We start from the raw sequence: 19,979 nt of genomic DNA, 5'->3' as shown, positions 1-19,979 counted from the left end.
AACCGATTGCTTGGTCAAAGATGCGAGTGAACCCTTGCAATCAGGGAACTCCCAGAAAAAAATTATCAATCTAGATTAATCCTACTAAGAGCAGTTTATGGCAACCCCAGATCCCGACACCAGACCAATAGAAGACCTAGAAATCACTGGAAACATTGATACACCAGATACACCATCGATGCCAGCTCCAGATGCCTATGTTAATCTAGGCGATTCGGCAAGCAACCCTCTAATTATTTCGCCCCTGTCGGAAGAAGCAGAAGCAATGGACTATCAGGAAGAGGCTGAAGATGCCGAACGCTCAACAGCAGCTAGTGAGGGAGAGTGACTTCTGTTGGCAGGGTTAACAGGGCGGCTCCGAGTGCGACCACACCTGCCAAGGCACCCCACTTGACAACGGGATTTTTATCCAACCAGTCGGTAACGCTCGGTATCGCTAAGTTACTAAAATCTCCCTTAACCCGGTCATTGGCTGGGATAGATTCATAAAGATTGTTTGGCGCATCGTCTGACTTTGGCTCGTCGGTGCGCTGGAGTTTGAAGGCAACCCGTTGCAATATGGAATCTACCAGTCCAGGCGAAATCCGTTGAAGCAAATCTAGCGTTCTAGCCGCATCCCCAACCAGGAAGTCACGGGTTGGATGTTCGGCAACGTAGAGAACCGCGTCAGCGACCAAGCTAGGTTCGTAGAAAGGCGGTAGGCTGGCTGGCTTCACACCTAGCCTAGTGAGTGCATTGTTGTACAGGGGTGTGTTGACGGCGGCGGGTTTGACACTCGTGACGCTGATAGGTATTTTCTCATGTTGCAGTTCGACGCGCAGGGATTCGATGAATCCCTCCATCCCGTGCTTTGCGGTGCAGTAGGAACTTTGAAGCGGGAGACTGCGCCTGCCCAAGACTGAAGACAGATGGATCAGCGCCCCTCGTCCCTCACGCTTGAGATGGGGAAGTGCTGCCATTGCACCGTATGCCTGCCCGATTAGTCCGACATCAATGACGCGCTTAAACTCTTCTGGTTTTGTCTTATCGAAAGCGGCATAAACGGCAATCGCGGGGCAATGCACCCAGGTATCGAGTCGCCCGTACACCTCTACAGTACGGTCTGCGATCGCTTTCACCTGCTCAAATACTGTTACATCAGCGACGATAGCAGTTGCCTCACCACCAAAGCCCCGAATCTCTTCCACCAAGGACGCTAGCTTCGATTCACTGCGAGATGAAACGACCACCTTTGCCCCTCTCTTGGCAAACTGGAGGGCTGTCTCGCGCCCGATGCCGCTGCTCGCTCCCACGACTGCAACGACCTGCTGATTGATTGGCTTCAGTTGCATCAATGCTACTCCTTAAAGTCCTCATTAAAAATTCTTCACCCCTGGAGGTGAAGTCAATCTAGAAATGCTTGATTTAATTGAAATCTACGAATTCAACTTCTACCCAATAAATAAGCCAGAGCCAGCGTGCCTACATCAGCCGCAGGGTTGACAGTTGTCTAAGCACCAACTCCAGCAAGAAACTGGCTCAACTCAGCACTAAAAATTTCCGGGCGTTCGACATGGGGTAAGTGACCGCAGTCAGGGATCAAGGCAAGGTGTCCTTGTTTTAGGCGGCTAACCGCGTCGTGAGCTTGCTCTTTTGGGAGAACCAAATCCTCCGTCCCCCACACGACAAGAGTCGGCATCGGTAACTCTCCTAGAGAGTCGAGAAACACTTGATGCTGTCCAAATACGTTCAGCTGGGCGCGCAACGAGGTCAGAGTAGCTTGAAGAAAACCGGGCATCTGAGACATTCGCTCTTGCTCTGCTATCCACACCGCGGGAGCCTGCGCGGGGTGGGCGAAAAACAGTGTCGCCCGTAACCAAGACCGCATCTTAGCACCAAGAGGCGTTTGGCACCCAATGATCGCTACATCCCCATACCCAGGTAAAGTTAACTGGGACAGTAACGGGCTAACTGCGTAACCAAGCCCGGAACTATCTACCAGCACCAAAGCTGCGACTTGTTCGGGACGGGATAGGGCAAAGCGTAACGCAACTTGACCGCCTAGGGAGTTGCCAACCAGCACCGCCCGCTCAATTCCAAGCGCATCAAGAAAATCGACCAAGAACTGCTTAAGAAACTCTGGCGTATACTCAAGGGATGGTTTGGCACTATCACCGAAACCGGGAAAGTCCGGCGCATAGACACGATAGGTAGCTCCCAGCTTGGGAAGCACCCAAGACCAATCAAGAGCGCTGGCACTATCTCCATGTAGCAGCACTAACGGTAGACCATCATCGCCTGCTTTAAAGTAGCGGATACTTAAACCGCTTACATTGATTCGCCGCTCTTCAACTTCGGTTTTCACGCTTGGCTCCAATTATTTATCTAAATAAAGTGTAATTAGCGCTGAATGGGCCTTCAACCTAATGCGATCGCTATTGCCCTCAAGTATGATGAGCGCCGTTGACTCTCACAACTTCGCCAGTGACGTAGCTGCTAGCGCGAGGCGAAAGCAGGAATGCAACTGCCCAAGCAACCTCCTCTGGCTTACCGAAGCGACGAAGCGGAATCTCAGACACAATGCGCTCTTTCACCTTATCTGGCACCGACTTAACCATATCAGTCTCAATAAATCCCGGTGACACAGCGTTGACTCGTACCCCATAACGAGCCGCCTCTAAAGCGAGGGACTTGGTTAAACCAATCACAGCCGCCTTGGTTGCGGCGTAGTTCGTTTGACCGATGTTTCCTCGTTCACCGGAAATCGAGCTAATGCAAACCACAGAGCCTTCTTTCCGCTCGTACATCTTAGGGATAACGGGCATCAAGGTGTTGTAAACTCCTTTCAAATTAGTGTCAATTACGGCATCCCAGTCTTGGGTCGTCAGTTTGGGAAAAAAGTTGTCTTGGGTAATCCCAGCATTCGCCACAATTCCATAAATCGACCCTAGTTTCTGTTCAACCTGTTCTGCTACTGCTTCCATCCCTGCCTTATCGGTTACATCAGCTTGGATTGCGATCGCTCCATGCTGACCATTGCTAGAGCTGCGCTGGGTGTAAGCTACCTTAGCTCCCAGCTCCTCCAACAGACTGACGATAGCGGCTCCTATCCCTCGATTACCGCCCGTTACCAAGATGACTTTATCTTCCAGTCCCAAAGACACCATAAGCCACTTTCACCCCTATTTCTATTACTGATTCCAGTGTCTTCGCCTGTAGTTGCGTGACAGTGAAACCCAAAAATGTTTATCAATGTTGTGAGCCAGCGGTTCAGATGCCCGACTTCTTGGAGAAGTCGGGCATCTCGGCTTCACGAATCATTTAGGACTGCTATAGGAGCCGTGAATTATTGCAATTAGGCTGACATTTCTTGCTGAATCTTGCTCTTAGCAGCTTTGAATTCAGTAGCCATTTGCTCTTTCTGCTCAGCGCTGCAATTTTTGTCAATTGCCGTGAACATCGTAAATTCTTCTTGGCGAATGTGGTCGCCTACCACTTCCATCAAGTCTTTAATTTTTGATCTGAACCCATCGGCATTAGCAGGGTCAATCGCCTTAATCTCATCGAGCATCTGCTTCATTTGCGCTTGCTCATCGTAAAGCTCTTGAGTATTGTCATCGCCGTAGAACGAACGTACTTTCGGGTACACTACTTCTTCTTCTGCTTGAGCGTGTGTTAATAAATCTTTGTAGATTTGCCCGAAATACTCTTGGAGCTTTTGAGGATCTTTTGTCGCTCCAACTTCAGTGAAAAGCGTATTCACTTTCTCGTGATCCAGCCGGATAAGGGTCTGGATATTCATATCTTGCTTGTCAGTGTTTTGCGTAACCACACTGCCAGCTACACCCGATAGGGCGGCAACTGCATCTTGCACCCTTGCCCAGAGTCCCTGATGCGCGTCTTTGCCCGTCATTTCGCGGACTCCCACCTGTTCGAGCATACCCTTGAGCTGTTCTTGGTGAGCGCGACCCTCAAAGTTGACAGTATTCAGAGGCCCAATTGCCACTTCAATATCAGCCCCTACCACCTGAGCGGCTTTGTGGATCATGATTCCACTCATGGCTTGACCATGCTTCATCAGTTCGTGGTGAATGAGTTTCTGATAATAGGTAAACTCATCGCCGGACATCATCTGCTCAAACTGCGGAATAAATATCTTGGTTGCAGCACTCGGTTCCGATTGAATGCCGTATTGAACGATTACAGTGTCTATAATGCCCAGATTTTTCTGGTCATCAGAAAGCATATTCTGGAGACGTTCGCGAACATCTTCATAAGGGCAGGCATCTATGAGTTTCTGGTCGTTAGAGATGATTAAACTTTGAAAGGCTCTCAGGTCTGCCAATCTTTCGCCAATCGCCATCCGCTTTGTATCGTCTATCGTTGTAACCATGCTTTGTTATCCTGTAGGAAAATAATCTGATTAATACCCGCTTCACAGCAGCGGTAATGTAGCTCAATACGAGTTGCCCAAATATTACTCACAGAGCTTTTAGAGGCGTTGTTCACCCCTTGCTTTGAGAACCCGAACGAACACCATTACCTTAGTTCTGGAAATGGGTTATTTCAAGCGAAAAAACATTGAATATCTTGATTTTGTCGTTAATCCAGTTCTCTTCCACCTAGCCCAGGTTAGATTTTTTGGTTTAGCCCACGAAAACCTGAGTTGGATTACAGAGCCAAGAATTCTACGGCTTTACGTTGTAAGAGGATGTTTGAAAAGTGCTTTTTCAAACGCTATGGGTTAGAGATCCTCCTAAATCCTCCTTAAAAAGGAGGACTTTGAAGATATCCCCCTCTTTTTAAGGGGGGATCTCCAAGATTTCAGCGTCACATAGATAATTCAAACATCCTCAAAATGCCTTGGAAGCGTCAATTATCAAAGCCGCTCAATTGCGATCGCAGTTCCCCCACCAGTACCATGACACACCGATGCCAGTCCCATCTGTCCATTTCGCTCCTGCAAGGCGTTGAGCAGCGTGACGATGATTCGCGCCCCCGATGCGCCGATGGGATGCCCCAGAGCGATCGCTCCTCCATAGACATTCAGCTTCTCGTAAGGAATGCCCAACTTCCGGTTGAACAGTACGCTGCTTAAAGCAAAAGCCTCGTTGTTCTCGAACAAGTCAAAGTCGTAGATTCTCATCTTGAGCTTATCTAAAAGCTTGTTGACTGCCAGAATCGGAACTTCCGGGAAGCGCCAAGTTTCTCCGCCTATCGACGCTCCCCCAAGGATGCGAGCTAAAGGTTTGAGTTTATACTGTTCCACCGCCGTTTTGCTTGCCAAAACTAAACCTGCGGCTCCATCGGATATCTGGCTGCTGTTTCCAGCCGTAAACACCCCATCTTCCCGAAAAGCAGGTTTTAAGTTGGCAAGGCTCTGCAAGGTGGTTTCGGGGCGAATTCCCTCATCTTTGTCCACGAGTTGCAAACCTTTCTTGCCCTCTATTTTTATGGGTGCGATCTCCTTGTGGAACCAGCCGTTCTCGGTTGCGATCGCTGCCCTAGCTTGTGAATATAGCGCTACTTCGTCCAAGTCATCCCGCGTTACTTGGTAAGCTGCTGCCAGCCGCTCAGCTTGCTCTCCCATCGTTTCGGTGGTCGTGGAATCGGTAAGACCGTCCTCAAGTAAAATATCCCTGAGTTGCTCTGGCGCACCCAGTAGCATTTTATACCCCCATCTAGCTCGATGCGATAGGAAAAACCCTGCCTGGGACATCGATTCCATGCCGCCCGCAAGTACGATTTCCGCTTCGCCAGAGCGGATAGCTGTGGCGGCGTTCATCACGCTCATCATTCCCGACGAACACACCATATCCACTGCATACCCGTTCACCGTCTGGGGAATCGCAGTTTTGAAAGCTGCCTGACGGGGCAAAGACTGCCCGTGTCCCGCCCTGAGTACGTTACCAAAGATATACAGGTCTAAAGCTTCCCCCGGAACTTCTGCCCGATCCAACGCTGCTTGCATGACGTGGGCACCTAATTCTACTGGGGAAAAACCCGCTAAGGCACCTCCAAACCGACCAAGCGGCGTGCGTACTGCCGAGACAATATAAGCTTCTTGCATACATCCTCATTATTTTTTACAATGTCATGTTGTCCAGATATACCAACTTAAAGTGGTATGTTTATTGAGGCTGATTTCCTTAGTTTTAGGAAGGTTTCATTATTTATACAAAGTCGAGCTAAAGCTATCAATTGTTAGGCTTCATGTAACTGACTCAATCCATATTCCTCCGCTTATCTAACTGTCATAAAGGATTTTTTTAGCAAAGCTTCCATGCTAAAAGTCAAAAGACAGTCCTTTTAATTTCTATTTATAATAAACTTAAAAAAAATACTTTATTTATAAATCATCCATTAGAGCTAATTACCAATTATTATTTGATTAAAATGGTGGACAATACAATCAGCACCCAATAAAAAAGTAAAAGGAGTAACAGGAATGGATTGGGCAAATAATCTTGAGCAATTTACCAGGCAGTTAAGTGAGTTGCAGAGCGGTATTTTCAAGAGCTGGAATTCTACCATGCCGACTATGCAAGGTTTCAACACACAAAATTACCGGGAGACTTTCGAGAAAACTCTGAAATTTCAGGAAGAAGTGCTGACAAGTTCTCTGCAATTCCAGGCTTCAGTCGCTCGTCTCTCCATCGAAACTCAAAAGCAATTGTGGGAGGGATATTTCAATACGATCCGGAATACGCAGCTCAAAAAGTCTGAGTAACTCTTAGAGTTGTGTTTGACTCACATAGATCATGGCTCTAGATTTTTTAGAGGTTGCTTGTAAAACTATCTACTTTCCAAACATCCTCAAAGGATTAATAAAGCTTCCCAAGGCATTTCTTGGGAGCTTTTTTAGTATAAAACAGTTTCGTAAAAAAAGTTTTATATTCATTCGTATCATCAAATGTTCAGTTTACTAAATAAGCCATAGACTAAACTAAACTTAGTAATTTCTTTAATCCTCTACCTATAGAAAGGACATAATGTTAAGCAGCTTTGTACTTTTGCATACAAAGGTCGGAAAGGGGTGCTGAACCTTGGAAAAAATATTTTAAAGTGTACTCGACCGACTAAACTGCGCGATCGCTCAATGTAGAATGATGGCAAGAAGGTTTTTGACCTGCTCTTCCCCACGTCTCTTGCCACAATGGATTTTAGTCAATTGCTTGTTGAAAAAATAGACGCGATCGCCAAAAACTGGGTTGAAGCAGTCCGTTCGGATAGGCAGATTTCCAGCACTGACGATTTACCCGGCTCAGCTATCCGGAATCATATTCCTGATGTGCTAAAGGCGATGGCAACTGTGCTTTCCCACTCGCAGGAAAACGATATTCAGTCCATAGTCCAGAACAGTTTACATCATGGCGTTCTGCGGGCTGAACAAGGCTTCGCTCCCACAGAAATTGCGCGAGAGTATCGTCTACTGCGCCAGACAATTTTTTCCACTTTAGAGGCAGATTTACTAGAGGGTACGGTTCCCGAAGTGATGCGAGCTTACAATGTGATTGACGCGACCATCGACGAAGCCATTGCCCAATGCTTCAAAAGTTATGTAGAGGAGCGATTGCAAGAACTACAGCAGGTACAAAGTCAGGTAGAGTTAAACAATCAAGAACTAACTCGCTTGGTAAAAGCGAATCAGAATAATCTCTCTCAACTAGCCCACGAACTCAAAAATCCTCTAAATTCGATTATTGGCTACTCGGAGCTGATTTTACGCTCTTCACGAAAGAATGTTGAAGTTCAAGACAATTTTCCCAATCTGGAACATATTGAGCGAGTGCTACGCAATGGCAGACACTTACTTCGCCTGATCAACGATACACTGGAAATCGCCCGGTATTCGGCAGGGAAGATAGAACTGCACCCAGAACTAATAGATGTACGCTCTTTAATCAACAATGTAGTCGAAATGTTGGAGCCTTTGGCTGCTGCCAAAGAGCTACAAATGGTGATTGATTGTGATTCGGCTAGCGCCGATAGTTCCGCTGCACGCGCTCCGGAAAAAGTGCTGACAGACCCCTTGCGATTACAGCAAATTATCACGAATCTTCTAAGCAATGCCATTCGCTACACAAAGGCGGGAAGTGTCAAATTAACGTGTCAGATGTTATCTGATAACCATTGGTTTATTGCGGTGAGCGATACCGGAATTGGGATTGCCCCAGAAGACCAGGCGCGTGTTTTTGACCCCTTCTTTCAAGCTGGAACTCGCGATCGCATACCCGATAGCACTGGCTTAGGTTTGGCAATTGTCGCGCAACTGGTAAACCTAATGCAAGGCAAAATTGAGCTGGCATCCGAGGTTGGAGTTGGCTCCACCTTCACCGTCATCTTGCCGCTAGAAGTGAAAACCCTGGAATCAATTTCTTGAGTTTTGGTTTTATCTGTTTTTTCTCTAACTTGTATAATTCTTGAAATTATTGAGCAGGATTAACGATGGTTTTCAATCGTAAAGATGCTTTAATTCTTGCCATTAACTCCTCAAAATCAATCGGCTTCCGAATGAAGTCATTAGCTCCTAGCTCTAATCCTTGAGGGATACTAGCATTCTCACTTGCTGTAATCATCAGAATCGGAATAAAAGGAAGTTTCGTATTTTCCCGAACACGGCGAGTTACTTCATAGCCATCCATTCCTGGCATCATGGCATCCATCAATATTAAGTCCGGTGGCGATGCTTCTATCTTGGCTAACGCTGACTTACCATTTCTAGCGCTATCAATCTCATACCCTTCTTCCGCCAAAATCGCCTCTAGGAGGGATACATTATCCTCTAGATCATCAACCAATAAAATGCGTTTAGCTTGAGCTTGAGACGACACCATAAAATTAACCCTCCCTGTGGGTAAAGACACTTATAAAAGTTTCTAAATTTTCTAATCTTTTAAATAGTAGTTGTTTGCTTGCTAACTAACCTCTTACCTTAGGGGAGTTTCCGCTTAAACCAACGGAGAATCGTGGGAGGAAAAAGAATCTGATATTAAGCCAGTTTGTACCCTTGAATACCACAACCTATCAAACGCAGCGTTGAAGAAGTACCTCCAGCGTAAGAGGTACGCATCAAACCGATTCGTGAAAATGGTAAACAATTTATTCGACTATCAGCTCCGGGCGCGATCGCTGCCGAATAGAATACATACTGCGTATTGTATTCGCCGGTGGAAAGCTCCGTGCAAGCTGATGCGACCGTCAACGCATACGTTATCGAGGATTGCGCTTCATGGAGCCACAACAACTAAGTCAGGAATTGCGTAAAGGACAAAACCCTCACATGAGCCGTCGGCGAGCGATTATCGGCTTGTCTATGCTGGGAGGTTCAATGGGACAGCTGGTGACGCTATACCAAACCGGGATCGTTAGTCACTTACCCGATCCTCCGGGACAAAAGCTTTTTGATGCAGACCGCGTTGACGCCTCTAACTACGCTTACAACAAATTTAACTCGCCCGATGGCCCAATAATGGTGTTTACTTACGCCATCACTGCTTGGCTGGCTTCCGCAGGTGGTCTGGATCGCGCTAGGCGCAACCCGATATTACCAATTGCAATGGGTATAAAGATCCTGATAGACGCGGTGACGAATGTCGAGCTAGCTCGTGAAGAGTGGAGCGAGAACAAAGCATTTTGCGAGTACTGCCAAGTGGCAACGCTTTGCTCGTTCGCGTCTCTAGTGCTGGCTGCTCCTGAAGTTATGGCTGCTGCTCGCACCCTACTCGGACGCGGCGACAAAGACACCGCAGAGAACACACAGTAATCGATACAAGGACACCAAGCACCGAAGTGCAGTGAGTCTTCTTGAGAGCCTTTTTACCAGCGCTTAGATTCCTGGTCTGCCTCCTGGTTAGCTTGATATATCGGCTTCAGGTATATCTGAGCTTTTGGCTGGTTTAACCCACCCAAAAGCTCAACAATTGTATTCACAAGTACATTTCAACTTAAGACTAACTTCTCCCATTAGACCCAGCAGTCGCTTCAGTATCACAACCCATTAGTCAGAGGAGAGGAGAAGTCTAGCCTTTTAGGATTGAGGATGTTAACGGCTGAAAGGCTGCATCCCCTGTCTGGTTCCTATCTACCGTGGAGATGCACAAATTCAGCGTTAAGTCTCTTGGGGTCAAGGTGAACGCAGCGGTTTAGTATACCGAGACTACGGCACATCTGAGGTATTTAATCCCAACGAGATGCAAATAGTTCAGTAGTGCAGGAATCAGCGTAAATCTCCTATGGATAATCAGCATTCTCTTATTCTTATTGCATTGAGCGTCGGCGCTTTGATCGCCGTGCTTTGGCTAGTGAGATGGTGGCGCGAAAATCATAAATACGATCTCACAGGCAAGACAGTGCTGCTGACAGGTGGTTCTCGCGGACTGGGTTTGGTGATGGCACGCCAGTTGATACAGCAAGGAGCGCATTTAGCAATTTGTGCCCGCGACGCAAGCGAGTTAGAAAGGGCACGTCATGAATTAGAGCAGCAGGGTGGACAAGTATTGGCTTTGCCTTGCGATGTCACCGATAAATTCCAAGTTGAGCAGATGGTGCAGCAGGTGCGCGATTGGGCTTCGCCCAGCGCCAAAGGCGATCGCTTCGGTCAGATTGATGTCCTCATCAACAACGCAGGCACCGACCTTGTCGCTCCAATGGATGTATTGACGATGGAGGACTACGACGACTTGATGAAGCTGCATTTCTGGGCACCGCTATACACCACCTATGCAGTTCTCCCAGAGATGCGTCAACGACAGGCTGGACGCATCGTCAATATCTCTTCCATCGGTGGCAAGGTGGTTTCCCCGCATATGTTGGCGTATTGTGCCAGCAAGTTTGCCTTAACGGGTTTGTCTGAAGGGATGCGGGCAGAACTGGCAAAAGAGGGGATTGCTGTAACAACGGTATGTCCCGGTTTCATCCGCACAGGTGTGATAGACCACGCTATCTTCAAAGGTCAGCACCGTAAGGAGTATACCTGGTTCAGCATTGCTGATTCATTGCCCTTGATCTCGACCAGTGCCGAAAATGTTGCTCGTCAGACCATTGCTGCCTTTCGACGGGGTGATGCAGAGCTGATTGTGCCATTTTCGGCTTGGTTTAGTGCCAAATTCTTTGCACTCTTTCCAGGACTCAATTCCACTCTGCTGGGTTGGATGAATCGGTTGCTACCTGGAACAGGTGGCATTGGTACTGAGCGCGCTTTCGGAAAAGACAGCCATTCATCCTTGTCGCCTTCCTTGTTAACGTCCTTGAGTGACAAAGCCGCACGGGAAAATAACGAGATCGTTACCGAGAACACAGATAGCGCTGAAGCAGATCAGCCGGTTGAAACTGAGCGACCACATCGACAGGTAGAAGCACAACGAGTCGTGATAGGAGAGACTGACTCCTTTGGAATCACTGAGGGAACTCCATCGCCTGAACCAGCGATCGCAGAAGATGAGCAATCGGGATTCCCGTTAATCGAACCTTCCCAGGCACCCCCTGAAATTCAAGCCTGTTTAAGCGAGATTCAAGACACGTTGGGAATTCCCTGGACACCTGCAAACTGGCGTGCTTATGCGATGTATCCATCGGTGATGCAGTTGTTTTGGGAGCGTCTCAAACCTGCGACGCAAACCGAATCTTTTTTGGAAAGTGCGATCGCGCTAGCAGCCGGATGACCCATCAGCACTCTAACCCCAATTGGAACCAAAACCAATACAAGGGTCTGCGAACGGGCAGCAATATCGGGCTTACCTGGTTTGAGTTGAAATTGCTGCAACAGCCAGTTCAGCGATCGTTGAGATTGAGAAGACATCTGCCCACCCCATTAGCTGCTAAAGGGTGTCAATGCAGAAATTTGCTGCTTATGACGGGCAACGCCAATGCCTTGCCAATCATCCTGAGTATCAAGATATTCAGTGATGCTGCGTCCCATAATGCCTGTTCCACCAAATACTGCCAGCTTCTGCATCGCTTTTACTGCTTGTTTTCGCGATCGTTACTATCAACAGTATTAGACGAAGATCATTGTGCCTCTATCTGTGTGTAGAACTGAAAGGATTTTGCATTTTTATTGAAACTGTAATACTGGCTGCATAAAGACTAAATTGAGTAGGTGCTAGTAACCTCGAACTTAGCACCAGCAGCTTTTGTTTGTCCGCTGCGTTGACTTGTTAGGCTGCGAGTGAGTACTATGAAATCTTTTTACTAATCACTTCGCTGATTGCTCTGTTTGGTTTATTGGCATTGAGGTAAGCATTACACTGCTGCACAAACTCACAGTTGACTCCATGAAACTCTCTATACACCAGAAAAATTCTGCATGCATCTCCAATAGCTCGATGGGGTTTAATAAGATATTTATATTTATAATATCCTGGAGGCTTGTATCGGAAATTCTTAGAACCAAAGTATTTATTACTGGAGTAAAAATTAATTATCAATGAGATTTTATCAAGAGAAAACAGATAACCTATCTCTTTACAAATGATGTGCTGTATGTCAACAGCTTTTATCTTTGATATATCAACATTTGCCTTTTGCAACAATTTTATATCCTCATTTCCTCCAAAAAATACAATCTGTTCAATATGATGTTTCTTAAGCAATGCATTCATATATTGACGCAATTCACTTAAAGACTTGTAAGCCCTTCTTTTCACTAAAACTTTATCTGAGCTTTTTAAACGATAATTAGAATGAAAAATTTTCTGGTACTCTCCTCGCTCGATATTGGCAACTTTTTCTGATAATCCGATAGTTTTACCAACATTATCAATAATATTTTTCCTTATAACAATATCTACGTCATGGCGAAACTTTTTACCTTCAAATAAAGGTTCATCATGTTCTGGATCATATATCACTACACCAATTTCTATTGGTATAAAATCTCTTCTGTAAGAACCATAAATTTGTCCCCATTCCATATCTAAAAATAGAGTCTTCATCTATTGCTAACTACTTCAAGTCTTTATGTACAGATTTATAATGTCCAAGCATCGCCTTACTAATAAAGCACTGGAACACTGAAGATTGATAGACAAGCTTCAAGTAGCGCCTCCACTGATAATCTAATCAGCATAACTCATCATTAGTGTAGATGTCATCAGTCTCTACCGCTTACTGATAGCAGCTTTCAATTAATTCATCAACTAATCCTAAATCTGGGTGGTACAGGTCTTCACGTACATGAAATCGTAAAATTTGACCTAATACCATCACATTATTAGTTCCTTCAACTGAAACTGTTTGTGTTACCTTACATTCCATTGCTACAGGTAAGTCTTCAATCCGCAACGGTTGTACATCAACGGCAGGAATAGTTTTCAAACTCGCCATTTCAAACTCACTGGTTCCATAGGGGAATTCCGCTCCTGTTTGAGCCATTGCATGAGAAAGTGTTTCATCCACCACAGGGCACACAAATTCATTAACCTCTTGATTGGTATCTACTAGGTAGATCACAACTAGGGATGCTCCTCGTAGATTCCAGCACGACTGGCAGCACAGCCTGATAGCACTGGTGTCAGCGGTTTAGATCCCCGACTTTTCTAAAAAGTCGGGGATCTCGCGTTCACGAGCGATCGCGTAACGCATCAACTCAATGATGTACCTCACACCTCCTAAATTGCCAATACCCAGCTCTAGTGTGTCTCTAGCAAGATGTTGTGAACTTTTCCTTGCGTTTGAATTTGCTCATAGCTATATGCACTTAAGTAATAGCTGGCAGCCAAGGAGAACAGATGTCAGAAAGTACGTCAAACTCAGAAATGGTATACCGAACTCTTGGCAGCACAGGAGAGAGGGTTTCTGCGATCGGATTGGGTGGTTGGCACATCGGATTGAAGTATGTTGATGAGCAACTGGGTATCCGGATTGTTCGCACTGCGATCGACCGTGGCATCACCTTCATGGATAACAGTTGGGATTACAACGGTGGAGTCAGCGAGATTCGCATGGGGAAAGCTCTCCGCGATGGCTACCGAGACAAAGTATTCCTGATGACGAAAATCGACGGTCGCTCCAAGAAAGAAGCCGCAAGACAGCTAGACGAATCACTGCAACGCCTGCAAGTTGATTGCATCGATCTCGTCCAGCACCACGAAATCCTCCGGTTCGAGGACCCGCATCGAGTTTTCGATCCAGAAGGGGCAAATGCCGCCTTAATTGAGGCGCGGGAAGCTGGCAAACTCCGATATATTGGCTTCACCGGACACAAAGACCCCCAGATTCATCTGCATATGCTGGAAGTTGCAGCCAGTTATGGGTTTAAATTTGATGCAGCTCAGTTGCCACTGAATGTGATGGATGCACACTACCGAAGCTTTGGGAAGCTGGTTGTGCCAGAACTGGTTAAACAGGACATCGGCATTCTTGGCATGAAAAGCATGGCAAACGGGATTTTGTTACGGTCAAATACGGTAACACCAATTGAGTGTCTGCACTATGCGCTGAATCTACCTACATCGGTTGTGGTTACGGGAATTGACAGCATGGAGATTCTCGATCAAGCGTTTGAGGCGGTGCGGACGTTCCAGCCAATGAATGACGAGCAGGTGCGATCGCTGTTAGCAAAAACAGCAGAAGCATCATCACGCGGCGAGTTTGAGCCATTCAAAACCTCATCAATTTTCGACAGCACTGCCCAGAATCTAGATTGGCTGGGAGAGGAGCCACAGCGCATTCAGCAATTGATGCCAACGTGATCGAGAGAGCAGATCGAATCGATTGATCTGTTATCTGAGAGCTAATGCAGCTTAAATGATGGGAAGGTATCGTCAAACACACAATAATGAGCTTCCGTCCTAAACCATAGGGAAGTTCACTTATCCTGTGGTTTCAGATTGCTTTACGTTGCTCGATATATGCCATGCCAGCCAGCGGTGTAACAGCATCATCAATGCTGCCAGTGGCAACATCAGAATTGGAATAATTTCCAAACCAACCCAGTCAGCAAGAAAACCGATGCCCGTTGGAATGCTGGCTGCGCCCAAACTGGCGAAACTGCTGAGAAAGCCGATCGCAGCTGGTACCAGGGGCGCGGCTACCCCTTGTGGCACGAGCAACATTGTGGTGGGATAAATGGCAGCTAGTGCGAGTCCCAGTACAGGCAGGCTCAACACCTGATCGGGCAGTAACCACCAAGTTAGTAGTCCGATCGCCAGCAGGATCAACGACAAGTCGAGCATACGGACAGTTCCCAGGCGTTTGATGCCGTATCCCATTCCCATCCGTCCAATTGTCAGTCCCATCCAGTAGGCAGTGATGCTGTAGCCTGCCACCATTTCCGGTGTTTTCCGGCTGATAGTCTGGACACTATACGCCCAGTTGCCGATTGAAACCTCAGTCCCGGCATAAACCAGCAACAGCAAACCCGATACTAATACAGCAGGCGTGCGGAGCGTAGTATGGAGATTTGCCCTAGCATCTCCACCAGATACTTTCACCTGCTGAGTAAGGGGCTTGTAATCTGTCGCGATCGCCCAAACCATCCCCGCCACTAGCAGAAAGGCAACGCCCGCAAACACGAGATACACCATGCGCCAAGGCAGATGCATCCCCAACAGAGTTGTTGCGATCGCAGGGCCGAGTAATGCCCCCGTGCCATAGAAGCCGTGCAGCATTCCCATGAAGTGGGCATGACGTGAATCGTTGACGATATAGGTGTTGATACCCGCATCAATCAAACCAATTCCCAGCCCCAAGACTGTACCAGTCACAACCATAACTACCCAGAGTGGCGCACTGGCGTAAATCATCAAGGCACCTGTTAAGAGAGTAGAGGCAAGCAGTAACATACGAGCCAACCCTATGTGATTGCTCAACAGGCTGCTCGTAAAGGCAGCCACAAGATACCCTGTAATCTGACTGAGAAACAGCAGTGTAACTGTTGCCGCAGTGAGATGGAAGGTTTGCATGATTGAGGGCAGCAGCACACCCAACCCACCTTCTGCCATGCCGATCGCAATAAAGGCATAAAACGCAAGGATAAGACCTAACCGGGCTGGAGGCTGAGCGTTGGTTATTTGTTTATTGCGTTGAGGCATACAAGGATTGGTACGAAGGTTATTCAATATCTTCAGATATTACGCAAGGGTGAGGGTGAAGATAGGTGTGGTAGCAAGAAGGGGTGTGGCACTTTCTAAGTCAATGCCCAACACTGATACCCTATGAAGTTGGTCGAGTACCTCCAACAGACTGAACTCCTCCTCAACCCGGAATCCTCGCTCTAGCGCAAATTGTTTAGCATGCTCAAGGTTATTAAACCCCGTTTCAGTGAATGACCGACCCGTAAAGCTTGTTCACGAATTAAAAGTCAATGTTCAAAAAACTATATTGATCGTCAATCTGGAGGTTACTGCTCCAGCCAATTCCATTTCTCTCAAACAGATAAAATAAGTCCAGAAACTATTGCAGCAAGAATTTTAAAAAACCGTTACCTTCAAAGTGCGAGTGATTCCTGCTAATGAGTTTGAAGCTGAGCCTGAATTATATGATTGATGTGCCTTCAGTTGCATCATTTTAAAAATTATTTTGCGCTCAAGAAGGATTGGCAAAAATTCATCAATTTGATTAATGAGTGGAGAAAAAATACTTTGATAGCTTTTAGCTCGGTAGCTTCATCAAAACAGGGATTCTACAGGCTGTCCAGTAAGAATCACAATTTGTAAAGGCGGCAAGTCTTACTTATTCATCGAACTAACAGTAAATGTTAAGCATGATTGTGATTGCACATACCTTATGCAATCATTCTTAATCATAATTTCATCTAGCATTAGTCATAGAGACAATCCTGTCTGAGGATAGAACACCTACAAGAAACTGAATAATATTGTTGTAGAATAACCTGATTTTAAAAGTACAAATTTATGACAGTAGATAATCCTCAAGACAATCGGCAAGATGACGTTAAATATGACCCTCAAAATAATCCTGGAAGCGAAACAAATGTACCAACGACAGAAGAGGGTGACACTCCGCTTGATGAGAGATATCGTATGACCAGTCAACAAGCCGATTCTGAAGTTAGTTCCGGTGCGGAACCTGAAGCTCCTGGAGCTGCTCCTAAGGTGGTTGGCGCTCCCAATCAAGGAACTGACTCTCGTTAAAAAGATTCCTGAAAATTGGGCAAATCTAAGTGCTTATAAATTCCTGGCAATAGCCAACTTTATACACCTTAACGGGTGTGTCATCCCTCCACTATCCGGTTCGCTGCTTCAACCAAATCATTGTCGGCATCTGCCTCAATTCCCAATACCTTGAGCGTCTGAGGCAGTTCTGCCTCTAGGACTTCCTTGAGCGGTCGGTAGCTGCCTGCATGGGAGAGGGCGAAGGCATCCCGTAAGGTTTGGGCAAACCAGAGTTGGAGAGCATGAGGGGGCGCACCCAGCTCTACCAATCTCTGGCGGGGCTTGTCCAAACTGAAGCAGGTACCGATGATGTCGAATACTACTGTGCCTTTTGTATTCATTGAGGGTTGATATTAGATTGTACGAGAATACCCTGCTACGTCGTGAACCAGTCCAATGCGGAGTCTACGATCGCAGGAGGAATCGTGTGGGGGCCGTCGAACTCCCGATAAACCACATCGTAGCCAGCACGCTGCACCTGCGGCACTATCTTACGGCTACAAACATCGATCGGTAAAACAGAGTCTCGCGTGCCGTGCGAGATGAACAGGCGCGGTTCGCCAACCTGTGAAGCTGGTGCCATAAACCCCGGCGAGAACGCTATGACATGGGTGAACAAGTCGCCGTTAGTAATGCCGACACTTAGCGCATAGGAAGCCCCGTCTGAGAAACCCTCGATCGCAATGCGGGTGGGGTCTACAGCGTAGCGGCTGAACGTCTGCGCCAGCGCCTGGTCAATTAAGGCGATATCGGGGCCGTACCCACCCAACAGCACATCCCACGTCTGGCGGCGCGAGGCAGGTGCCAGCAGGATCACTCCAGTGGCATCGGCGAGATTTTGGAACGGAGACAGACCACCGGGTGCATCGCCACCTGCGCCGTGCAGCATCACCACCAGTGGTGCGGGTCGAGAAGCTTGGTAATTTTTAGGCACGTAGAGCAGTCCGTCGCGCTTGGTGGAAAGTCCCAATGGTTGCAGACCGCTTGGTGCCGTTCCCGCAGGCTGCGTTGGTCGTGCCAGCAGGCGTCCGTTTATAGATGCCTGATCCTGATTCTGTGGTTTGTCTGTTCTCATTGATGTAATTCTCTCCATAGAATTGCTTGTACAGGCTGATCCGATCGCCCCAGTGATGCCTACCAAAAACATTCCAAGTAGGTGCCTTCGCCTTAATCGCGAACCGATGTCGGTTTTCTGCTTCAGCATGATGCCCTTGCTTCTCCTGTTGTGAAAAGCGAATTTTTCTCCCGGCACCAATGAGAGCAAATGACATCTTGCACTGAATAAGCAAACTGTTTTCCATTAGCCATAGTGAGCGTTCCTTGTAAGGTGAAAAAGGAAGGTTATTTCGGTGGTATGCCGGAAGGCAAGAAACTGCGATCGCAAGCTGATCTAAAAAGATGAAAAGAAATAACTGTAGGTTGATAAGCTTTCAGATCATCGCCTATAACGTAGAGGCGATTTTTTTGATATTCATAAGTCGCTTGATGGGGTTTTCAAATTTGCTTCTTCAGGATATTAAGAACTTCAAAAAATCTCTCTTGCGTGGCGGTAGTAGTGCGCGCAATGTTTCACATGGAAGCGTGGTGGGTGTTCGCCTTTCCCCTAAAGCGAGCAGAACAGATTGCCGCCCAGATAATGAGCCAAAAATGTTATTAAAAGCTAGATAACGATGGCTCTTGTCTCTATCAAACAAGATTAACAGCTAGGGCTTTTTGCAACGCCTTTCTCAGGTAGGAGCGTAGAGTCAAGGCGATTGTATTGGTTTTTACAAACTGACTTCATAATAGCTTGTGTCATCAGTAGGATGAGGTGACAACGGTAATCGAGATAGCGTTAAGAAGAAAAGAATTACTCAGTAATAGTTTAAGCTTGAATACGTTGAATACAGGTAGAAGCAAAAGCCTTGAAACTCTGGCTTTCGATAAGTATTTCACCGCAGTTGTGGCTGATGGTAACAGCTTGTGAAGCCAGTGGAAGTGGAAGGGGAGAGGTTGATACCGCAGTAATTGTTTAACAGATTTACGGAGAAATTAGAAATGAGTAACGCATCCATGCCCTAATCAAGCAAGTGACCCAAATCAAGAAGTTGGCGCATCTCAACAGGCTCAAGTTTTTGCACCCTCCAATGCGGGTGGAAGTGCTGTTTTAGATGCAAACATTGCCGCAGGAACCAGCACGAATCCAGAGGGAGAAGCGATCGCTCATCCCATCGCCTCCAATTTCTCATCTGCAACTAGAACAACAGGTGATGCCAAAACTGCTGGAGCTTCAACCATTGCAGGCTCTTATTCGGCAGATGGGGAGCAGACGGAAAAAGGTGTTGTTAATCTTCACAACAATCCAGACGTACCCGCTAGCGATGCTCAAGGAATGCTACCCGATACTGACGCAATTAAACTTCCGATAGAGCCTGAAGTCAATCATCCGGAATAAAAGTTCGGGTTTTTCTCCCCTCTGTTGTCGGTAAATAAAAATACTTTTTCTTGTGCCGATATTAACAGGTGAGCGTTACAATCCAATCTTTAGATATAGGTAGAATGCAATCCTAACGGCAGACAATACCAGGCAAGCTACTCGATAGCATGATATCAAAGCAACGCCATTGAAAACTATTCATTATGAAGACTTCAACCATCAATACTGCTAAAACCCCTACGGTCGCTCCAGCTTACAACGGGGACGATCGCAATGCCTGGATTTTGGGCTGGAACCCACAGCAAGAGCTATGGAACGGTCGCCTAGCAATGCTTGGTTTTGTCGCCTATCTTCTATGGGATCTGGCTGGTTATAGCGTTCTTCGGGATGTACTCCACCTGGTTCGCTAGAAGTTGAATTGTCCGTTACAAGTTGTCTCTTGTTTCTCTAACAGCAGTAAAACACTT

General features: G+C 46.8%; 23 protein-coding genes. 10 read left to right on the top strand and 13 right to left on the bottom strand.

What is annotated here, in order from left to right; genetic code table 11:
* Positions 1-97: 97 nt before the first annotated feature.
* Entirely contained in the window at positions 98-328 is a 231-nt protein-coding gene (locus H6F74_RS03870) for a hypothetical protein (RefSeq protein ID WP_190436585.1), read from the top strand.
* On the opposite strand, the gene H6F74_RS03865 is transcribed toward H6F74_RS03870, so the two are convergent.
* From H6F74_RS03865 to phaA, 5 genes are all read right to left on the bottom strand, one after another.
* Positions 312-1,331, bottom strand: coding sequence for an SDR family oxidoreductase (locus H6F74_RS03865; RefSeq protein WP_190436583.1), 1,020 nt, complete (start codon positions 1,329-1,331; stop codon positions 312-314). The two genes, H6F74_RS03870 and H6F74_RS03865, sit on opposite strands and share 17 nt — an antisense overlap.
* A 158-nt stretch (positions 1,332-1,489) precedes the next feature.
* Complete coding sequence (locus H6F74_RS03860) at positions 1,490-2,344, bottom strand: alpha/beta fold hydrolase (RefSeq protein WP_190436581.1); 855 nt, start codon at positions 2,342-2,344, stop codon at positions 1,490-1,492.
* A gap of 79 nt (positions 2,345-2,423) precedes the next feature.
* Positions 2,424-3,146 carry an acetoacetyl-CoA reductase PhaB gene (gene phaB, locus H6F74_RS03855; protein WP_190436578.1) on the bottom strand — a complete coding sequence of 241 codons (723 nt, stop codon included), beginning with the start codon at positions 3,144-3,146 and terminating at the stop codon, positions 2,424-2,426.
* A 188-nt stretch (positions 3,147-3,334) separates the two neighbouring features.
* Complete coding sequence (locus H6F74_RS03850; protein ID WP_190436575.1) at positions 3,335-4,372, bottom strand: hemerythrin domain-containing protein; 1,038 nt, start codon at positions 4,370-4,372, stop codon at positions 3,335-3,337.
* A gap of 486 nt (positions 4,373-4,858) precedes the next feature.
* Positions 4,859-6,049, bottom strand: a complete 1,191-nt coding sequence (gene phaA / locus H6F74_RS03845; RefSeq protein WP_190436572.1) for an acetyl-CoA acetyltransferase PhaA — start codon at positions 6,047-6,049, stop codon at positions 4,859-4,861.
* Between the two features lie 378 nt (positions 6,050-6,427).
* Here phaA and H6F74_RS03840 point away from each other — a divergent pair, with 378 nt between their 5' ends.
* Together H6F74_RS03840 and H6F74_RS03835 are read left to right on the top strand one after the other, a co-directional pair.
* Positions 6,428-6,709 carry a hypothetical protein gene (locus H6F74_RS03840; RefSeq protein WP_190436569.1) on the top strand — a complete coding sequence of 94 codons (282 nt, stop codon included), beginning with the start codon at positions 6,428-6,430 and terminating at the stop codon, positions 6,707-6,709.
* 426 nt (positions 6,710-7,135) lie between these two features.
* On the top strand, positions 7,136-8,362 hold the full coding sequence (locus H6F74_RS03835) for a sensor histidine kinase (protein ID WP_190436566.1): 1,227 nt from the start codon (positions 7,136-7,138) through the stop codon (positions 8,360-8,362).
* Between the two features lie 46 nt (positions 8,363-8,408).
* Here the strand turns inward: H6F74_RS03835 and H6F74_RS03830 are convergent, their stop codons facing one another.
* A complete protein-coding gene (locus H6F74_RS03830) occupies positions 8,409-8,816 on the bottom strand; it encodes a response regulator (protein ID WP_190436563.1) in 408 nt (135 codons plus the stop codon).
* 395 nt (positions 8,817-9,211) lie between these two features.
* Here H6F74_RS03830 and H6F74_RS03825 point away from each other — a divergent pair, with 395 nt between their 5' ends.
* Both H6F74_RS03825 and H6F74_RS03820 read left to right on the top strand, forming a co-directional pair.
* Entirely contained in the window at positions 9,212-9,745 is a 534-nt protein-coding gene (locus H6F74_RS03825; protein ID WP_190436561.1) for a vitamin K epoxide reductase family protein, read from the top strand.
* A 469-nt stretch (positions 9,746-10,214) separates the two neighbouring features.
* Complete coding sequence (locus H6F74_RS03820; RefSeq protein WP_190436558.1) at positions 10,215-11,642, top strand: SDR family NAD(P)-dependent oxidoreductase; 1,428 nt, start codon at positions 10,215-10,217, stop codon at positions 11,640-11,642.
* Positions 11,643-11,791: 149 nt separating this feature from the next.
* Here the strand turns inward: H6F74_RS03820 and H6F74_RS03815 are convergent, their stop codons facing one another.
* The 3 genes from H6F74_RS03815 to H6F74_RS03805 all read right to left on the bottom strand — a co-directional run bounded on the left by H6F74_RS03815 (position 11,792) and on the right by H6F74_RS03805 (position 13,431).
* Positions 11,792-11,935, bottom strand: coding sequence for a hypothetical protein (locus H6F74_RS03815; RefSeq protein ID WP_190436555.1), 144 nt, complete (start codon positions 11,933-11,935; stop codon positions 11,792-11,794).
* Between the two features lie 220 nt (positions 11,936-12,155).
* Positions 12,156-12,914: a hypothetical protein gene (locus H6F74_RS03810; RefSeq protein ID WP_190436552.1), complete on the bottom strand. Its 759-nt coding sequence runs from the start codon at positions 12,912-12,914 to the stop codon at positions 12,156-12,158.
* Between the two features lie 172 nt (positions 12,915-13,086).
* The gene (locus H6F74_RS03805; RefSeq protein ID WP_199300807.1) at positions 13,087-13,431 is read right to left on the bottom strand and encodes a flavin reductase; all 345 of its coding nucleotides are present in this window, start codon (positions 13,429-13,431) and stop codon (positions 13,087-13,089) included.
* A 278-nt stretch (positions 13,432-13,709) separates the two neighbouring features.
* Between H6F74_RS03805 and H6F74_RS03800 the strand changes: the two genes are divergently transcribed.
* Complete coding sequence (locus H6F74_RS03800) at positions 13,710-14,672, top strand: aldo/keto reductase (protein WP_190436550.1); 963 nt, start codon at positions 13,710-13,712, stop codon at positions 14,670-14,672.
* A 120-nt stretch (positions 14,673-14,792) separates the two neighbouring features.
* Here H6F74_RS03800 and H6F74_RS03795 read toward each other — a convergent pair whose 3' ends face one another.
* Positions 14,793-16,013: an MFS transporter gene (locus H6F74_RS03795; protein WP_190436548.1), complete on the bottom strand. Its 1,221-nt coding sequence runs from the start codon at positions 16,011-16,013 to the stop codon at positions 14,793-14,795.
* 822 nt (positions 16,014-16,835) lie between these two features.
* Here H6F74_RS03795 and H6F74_RS03790 point away from each other — a divergent pair.
* Positions 16,836-17,075, top strand: coding sequence for a hypothetical protein (locus tag H6F74_RS03790; RefSeq protein WP_190436546.1), 240 nt, complete (start codon positions 16,836-16,838; stop codon positions 17,073-17,075).
* Between the two features lie 80 nt (positions 17,076-17,155).
* Here the strand turns inward: H6F74_RS03790 and H6F74_RS03785 are convergent, their stop codons facing one another.
* From H6F74_RS03785 to H6F74_RS29150, 3 genes are read right to left on the bottom strand one after another with little or no spacing between them, the layout of a single operon-like run.
* Entirely contained in the window at positions 17,156-17,437 is a 282-nt protein-coding gene (locus tag H6F74_RS03785) for a hypothetical protein (protein WP_190436543.1), read from the bottom strand.
* A 35-nt stretch (positions 17,438-17,472) separates the two neighbouring features.
* A complete protein-coding gene (locus H6F74_RS03780) occupies positions 17,473-18,066 on the bottom strand; it encodes a PHB depolymerase family esterase (RefSeq protein WP_199300806.1) in 594 nt (197 codons plus the stop codon).
* Positions 18,023-18,367: a hypothetical protein gene (locus tag H6F74_RS29150; protein ID WP_199300805.1), complete on the bottom strand. Its 345-nt coding sequence runs from the start codon at positions 18,365-18,367 to the stop codon at positions 18,023-18,025. Before H6F74_RS29150 ends, H6F74_RS03780 begins: the two co-directional genes overlap by 44 nt.
* 127 nt (positions 18,368-18,494) lie before the next feature.
* Between H6F74_RS29150 and H6F74_RS03775 the strand changes: the two genes are divergently transcribed.
* The 3 genes from H6F74_RS03775 (at position 18,495) to H6F74_RS03765 (ending at position 19,922) form a co-directional block, all read left to right on the top strand.
* Positions 18,495-18,764, top strand: coding sequence for a hypothetical protein (locus H6F74_RS03775; RefSeq protein ID WP_190436539.1), 270 nt, complete (start codon positions 18,495-18,497; stop codon positions 18,762-18,764).
* 482 nt (positions 18,765-19,246) lie between these two features.
* The gene (locus tag H6F74_RS03770; RefSeq protein WP_190436536.1) at positions 19,247-19,504 is read left to right on the top strand and encodes a hypothetical protein; all 258 of its coding nucleotides are present in this window, start codon (positions 19,247-19,249) and stop codon (positions 19,502-19,504) included.
* 211 nt (positions 19,505-19,715) lie between these two features.
* Positions 19,716-19,922, top strand: coding sequence for a chlorophyll a/b-binding protein (locus H6F74_RS03765; protein WP_190436532.1), 207 nt, complete (start codon positions 19,716-19,718; stop codon positions 19,920-19,922).
* Positions 19,923-19,979: the final 57 nt, after the last annotated feature.

Origin of the sequence: Trichocoleus sp. FACHB-90 (assembly GCF_014695505.1) — a bacterium.
GTDB lineage: Bacteria > Cyanobacteriota > Cyanobacteriia > Cyanobacteriales > FACHB-T130 > Funiculus > Funiculus sociatus.
The sequence above is the reverse complement of the archived record's forward strand: the minus strand, read 5'-3'. Positions and strand labels throughout refer to the sequence as shown.

Bases quoted from the DNA above. Each gene is read 5' to 3' on its own strand.
- H6F74_RS03870 (WP_190436585.1), top strand. From the start codon at position 98: ATGGCAACCCCAGATCCCGACACCAGACCAATAGAAGACCTAGAAATC.
- H6F74_RS03865 (WP_190436583.1), bottom strand. From the start codon at position 1,331: ATGCAACTGAAGCCAATCAATCAGCAGGTCGTTGCAGTCGTGGGAGCG.
- phaB (WP_190436578.1), bottom strand. From the start codon at position 3,146: ATGGTGTCTTTGGGACTGGAAGATAAAGTCATCTTGGTAACGGGCGGT.
- H6F74_RS03850 (WP_190436575.1), bottom strand. From the start codon at position 4,372: ATGGTTACAACGATAGACGATACAAAGCGGATGGCGATTGGCGAAAGA.
- phaA (WP_190436572.1), bottom strand. From the start codon at position 6,049: ATGCAAGAAGCTTATATTGTCTCGGCAGTACGCACGCCGCTTGGTCGG.
- H6F74_RS03840 (WP_190436569.1), top strand. From the start codon at position 6,428: ATGGATTGGGCAAATAATCTTGAGCAATTTACCAGGCAGTTAAGTGAG.
- H6F74_RS03835 (WP_190436566.1), top strand. From the start codon at position 7,136: ATGGATTTTAGTCAATTGCTTGTTGAAAAAATAGACGCGATCGCCAAA.
- H6F74_RS03830 (WP_190436563.1), bottom strand. From the start codon at position 8,816: ATGGTGTCGTCTCAAGCTCAAGCTAAACGCATTTTATTGGTTGATGAT.
- H6F74_RS03825 (WP_190436561.1), top strand. From the start codon at position 9,212: ATGGAGCCACAACAACTAAGTCAGGAATTGCGTAAAGGACAAAACCCT.
- H6F74_RS03820 (WP_190436558.1), top strand. From the start codon at position 10,215: ATGGATAATCAGCATTCTCTTATTCTTATTGCATTGAGCGTCGGCGCT.
- H6F74_RS03815 (WP_190436555.1), bottom strand. From the start codon at position 11,935: ATGCAGAAGCTGGCAGTATTTGGTGGAACAGGCATTATGGGACGCAGC.
- H6F74_RS03810 (WP_190436552.1), bottom strand. From the start codon at position 12,914: ATGAAGACTCTATTTTTAGATATGGAATGGGGACAAATTTATGGTTCT.
- H6F74_RS03800 (WP_190436550.1), top strand. From the start codon at position 13,710: ATGTCAGAAAGTACGTCAAACTCAGAAATGGTATACCGAACTCTTGGC.
- H6F74_RS03795 (WP_190436548.1), bottom strand. From the start codon at position 16,013: ATGCCTCAACGCAATAAACAAATAACCAACGCTCAGCCTCCAGCCCGG.
- H6F74_RS03790 (WP_190436546.1), top strand. From the start codon at position 16,836: ATGACAGTAGATAATCCTCAAGACAATCGGCAAGATGACGTTAAATAT.
- H6F74_RS03785 (WP_190436543.1), bottom strand. From the start codon at position 17,437: ATGAATACAAAAGGCACAGTAGTATTCGACATCATCGGTACCTGCTTC.
- H6F74_RS29150 (WP_199300805.1), bottom strand. From the start codon at position 18,367: ATGTCATTTGCTCTCATTGGTGCCGGGAGAAAAATTCGCTTTTCACAA.
- H6F74_RS03775 (WP_190436539.1), top strand. From the start codon at position 18,495: ATGAAAAGAAATAACTGTAGGTTGATAAGCTTTCAGATCATCGCCTAT.
- H6F74_RS03770 (WP_190436536.1), top strand. From the start codon at position 19,247: ATGCAAACATTGCCGCAGGAACCAGCACGAATCCAGAGGGAGAAGCGA.
- H6F74_RS03765 (WP_190436532.1), top strand. From the start codon at position 19,716: ATGAAGACTTCAACCATCAATACTGCTAAAACCCCTACGGTCGCTCCA.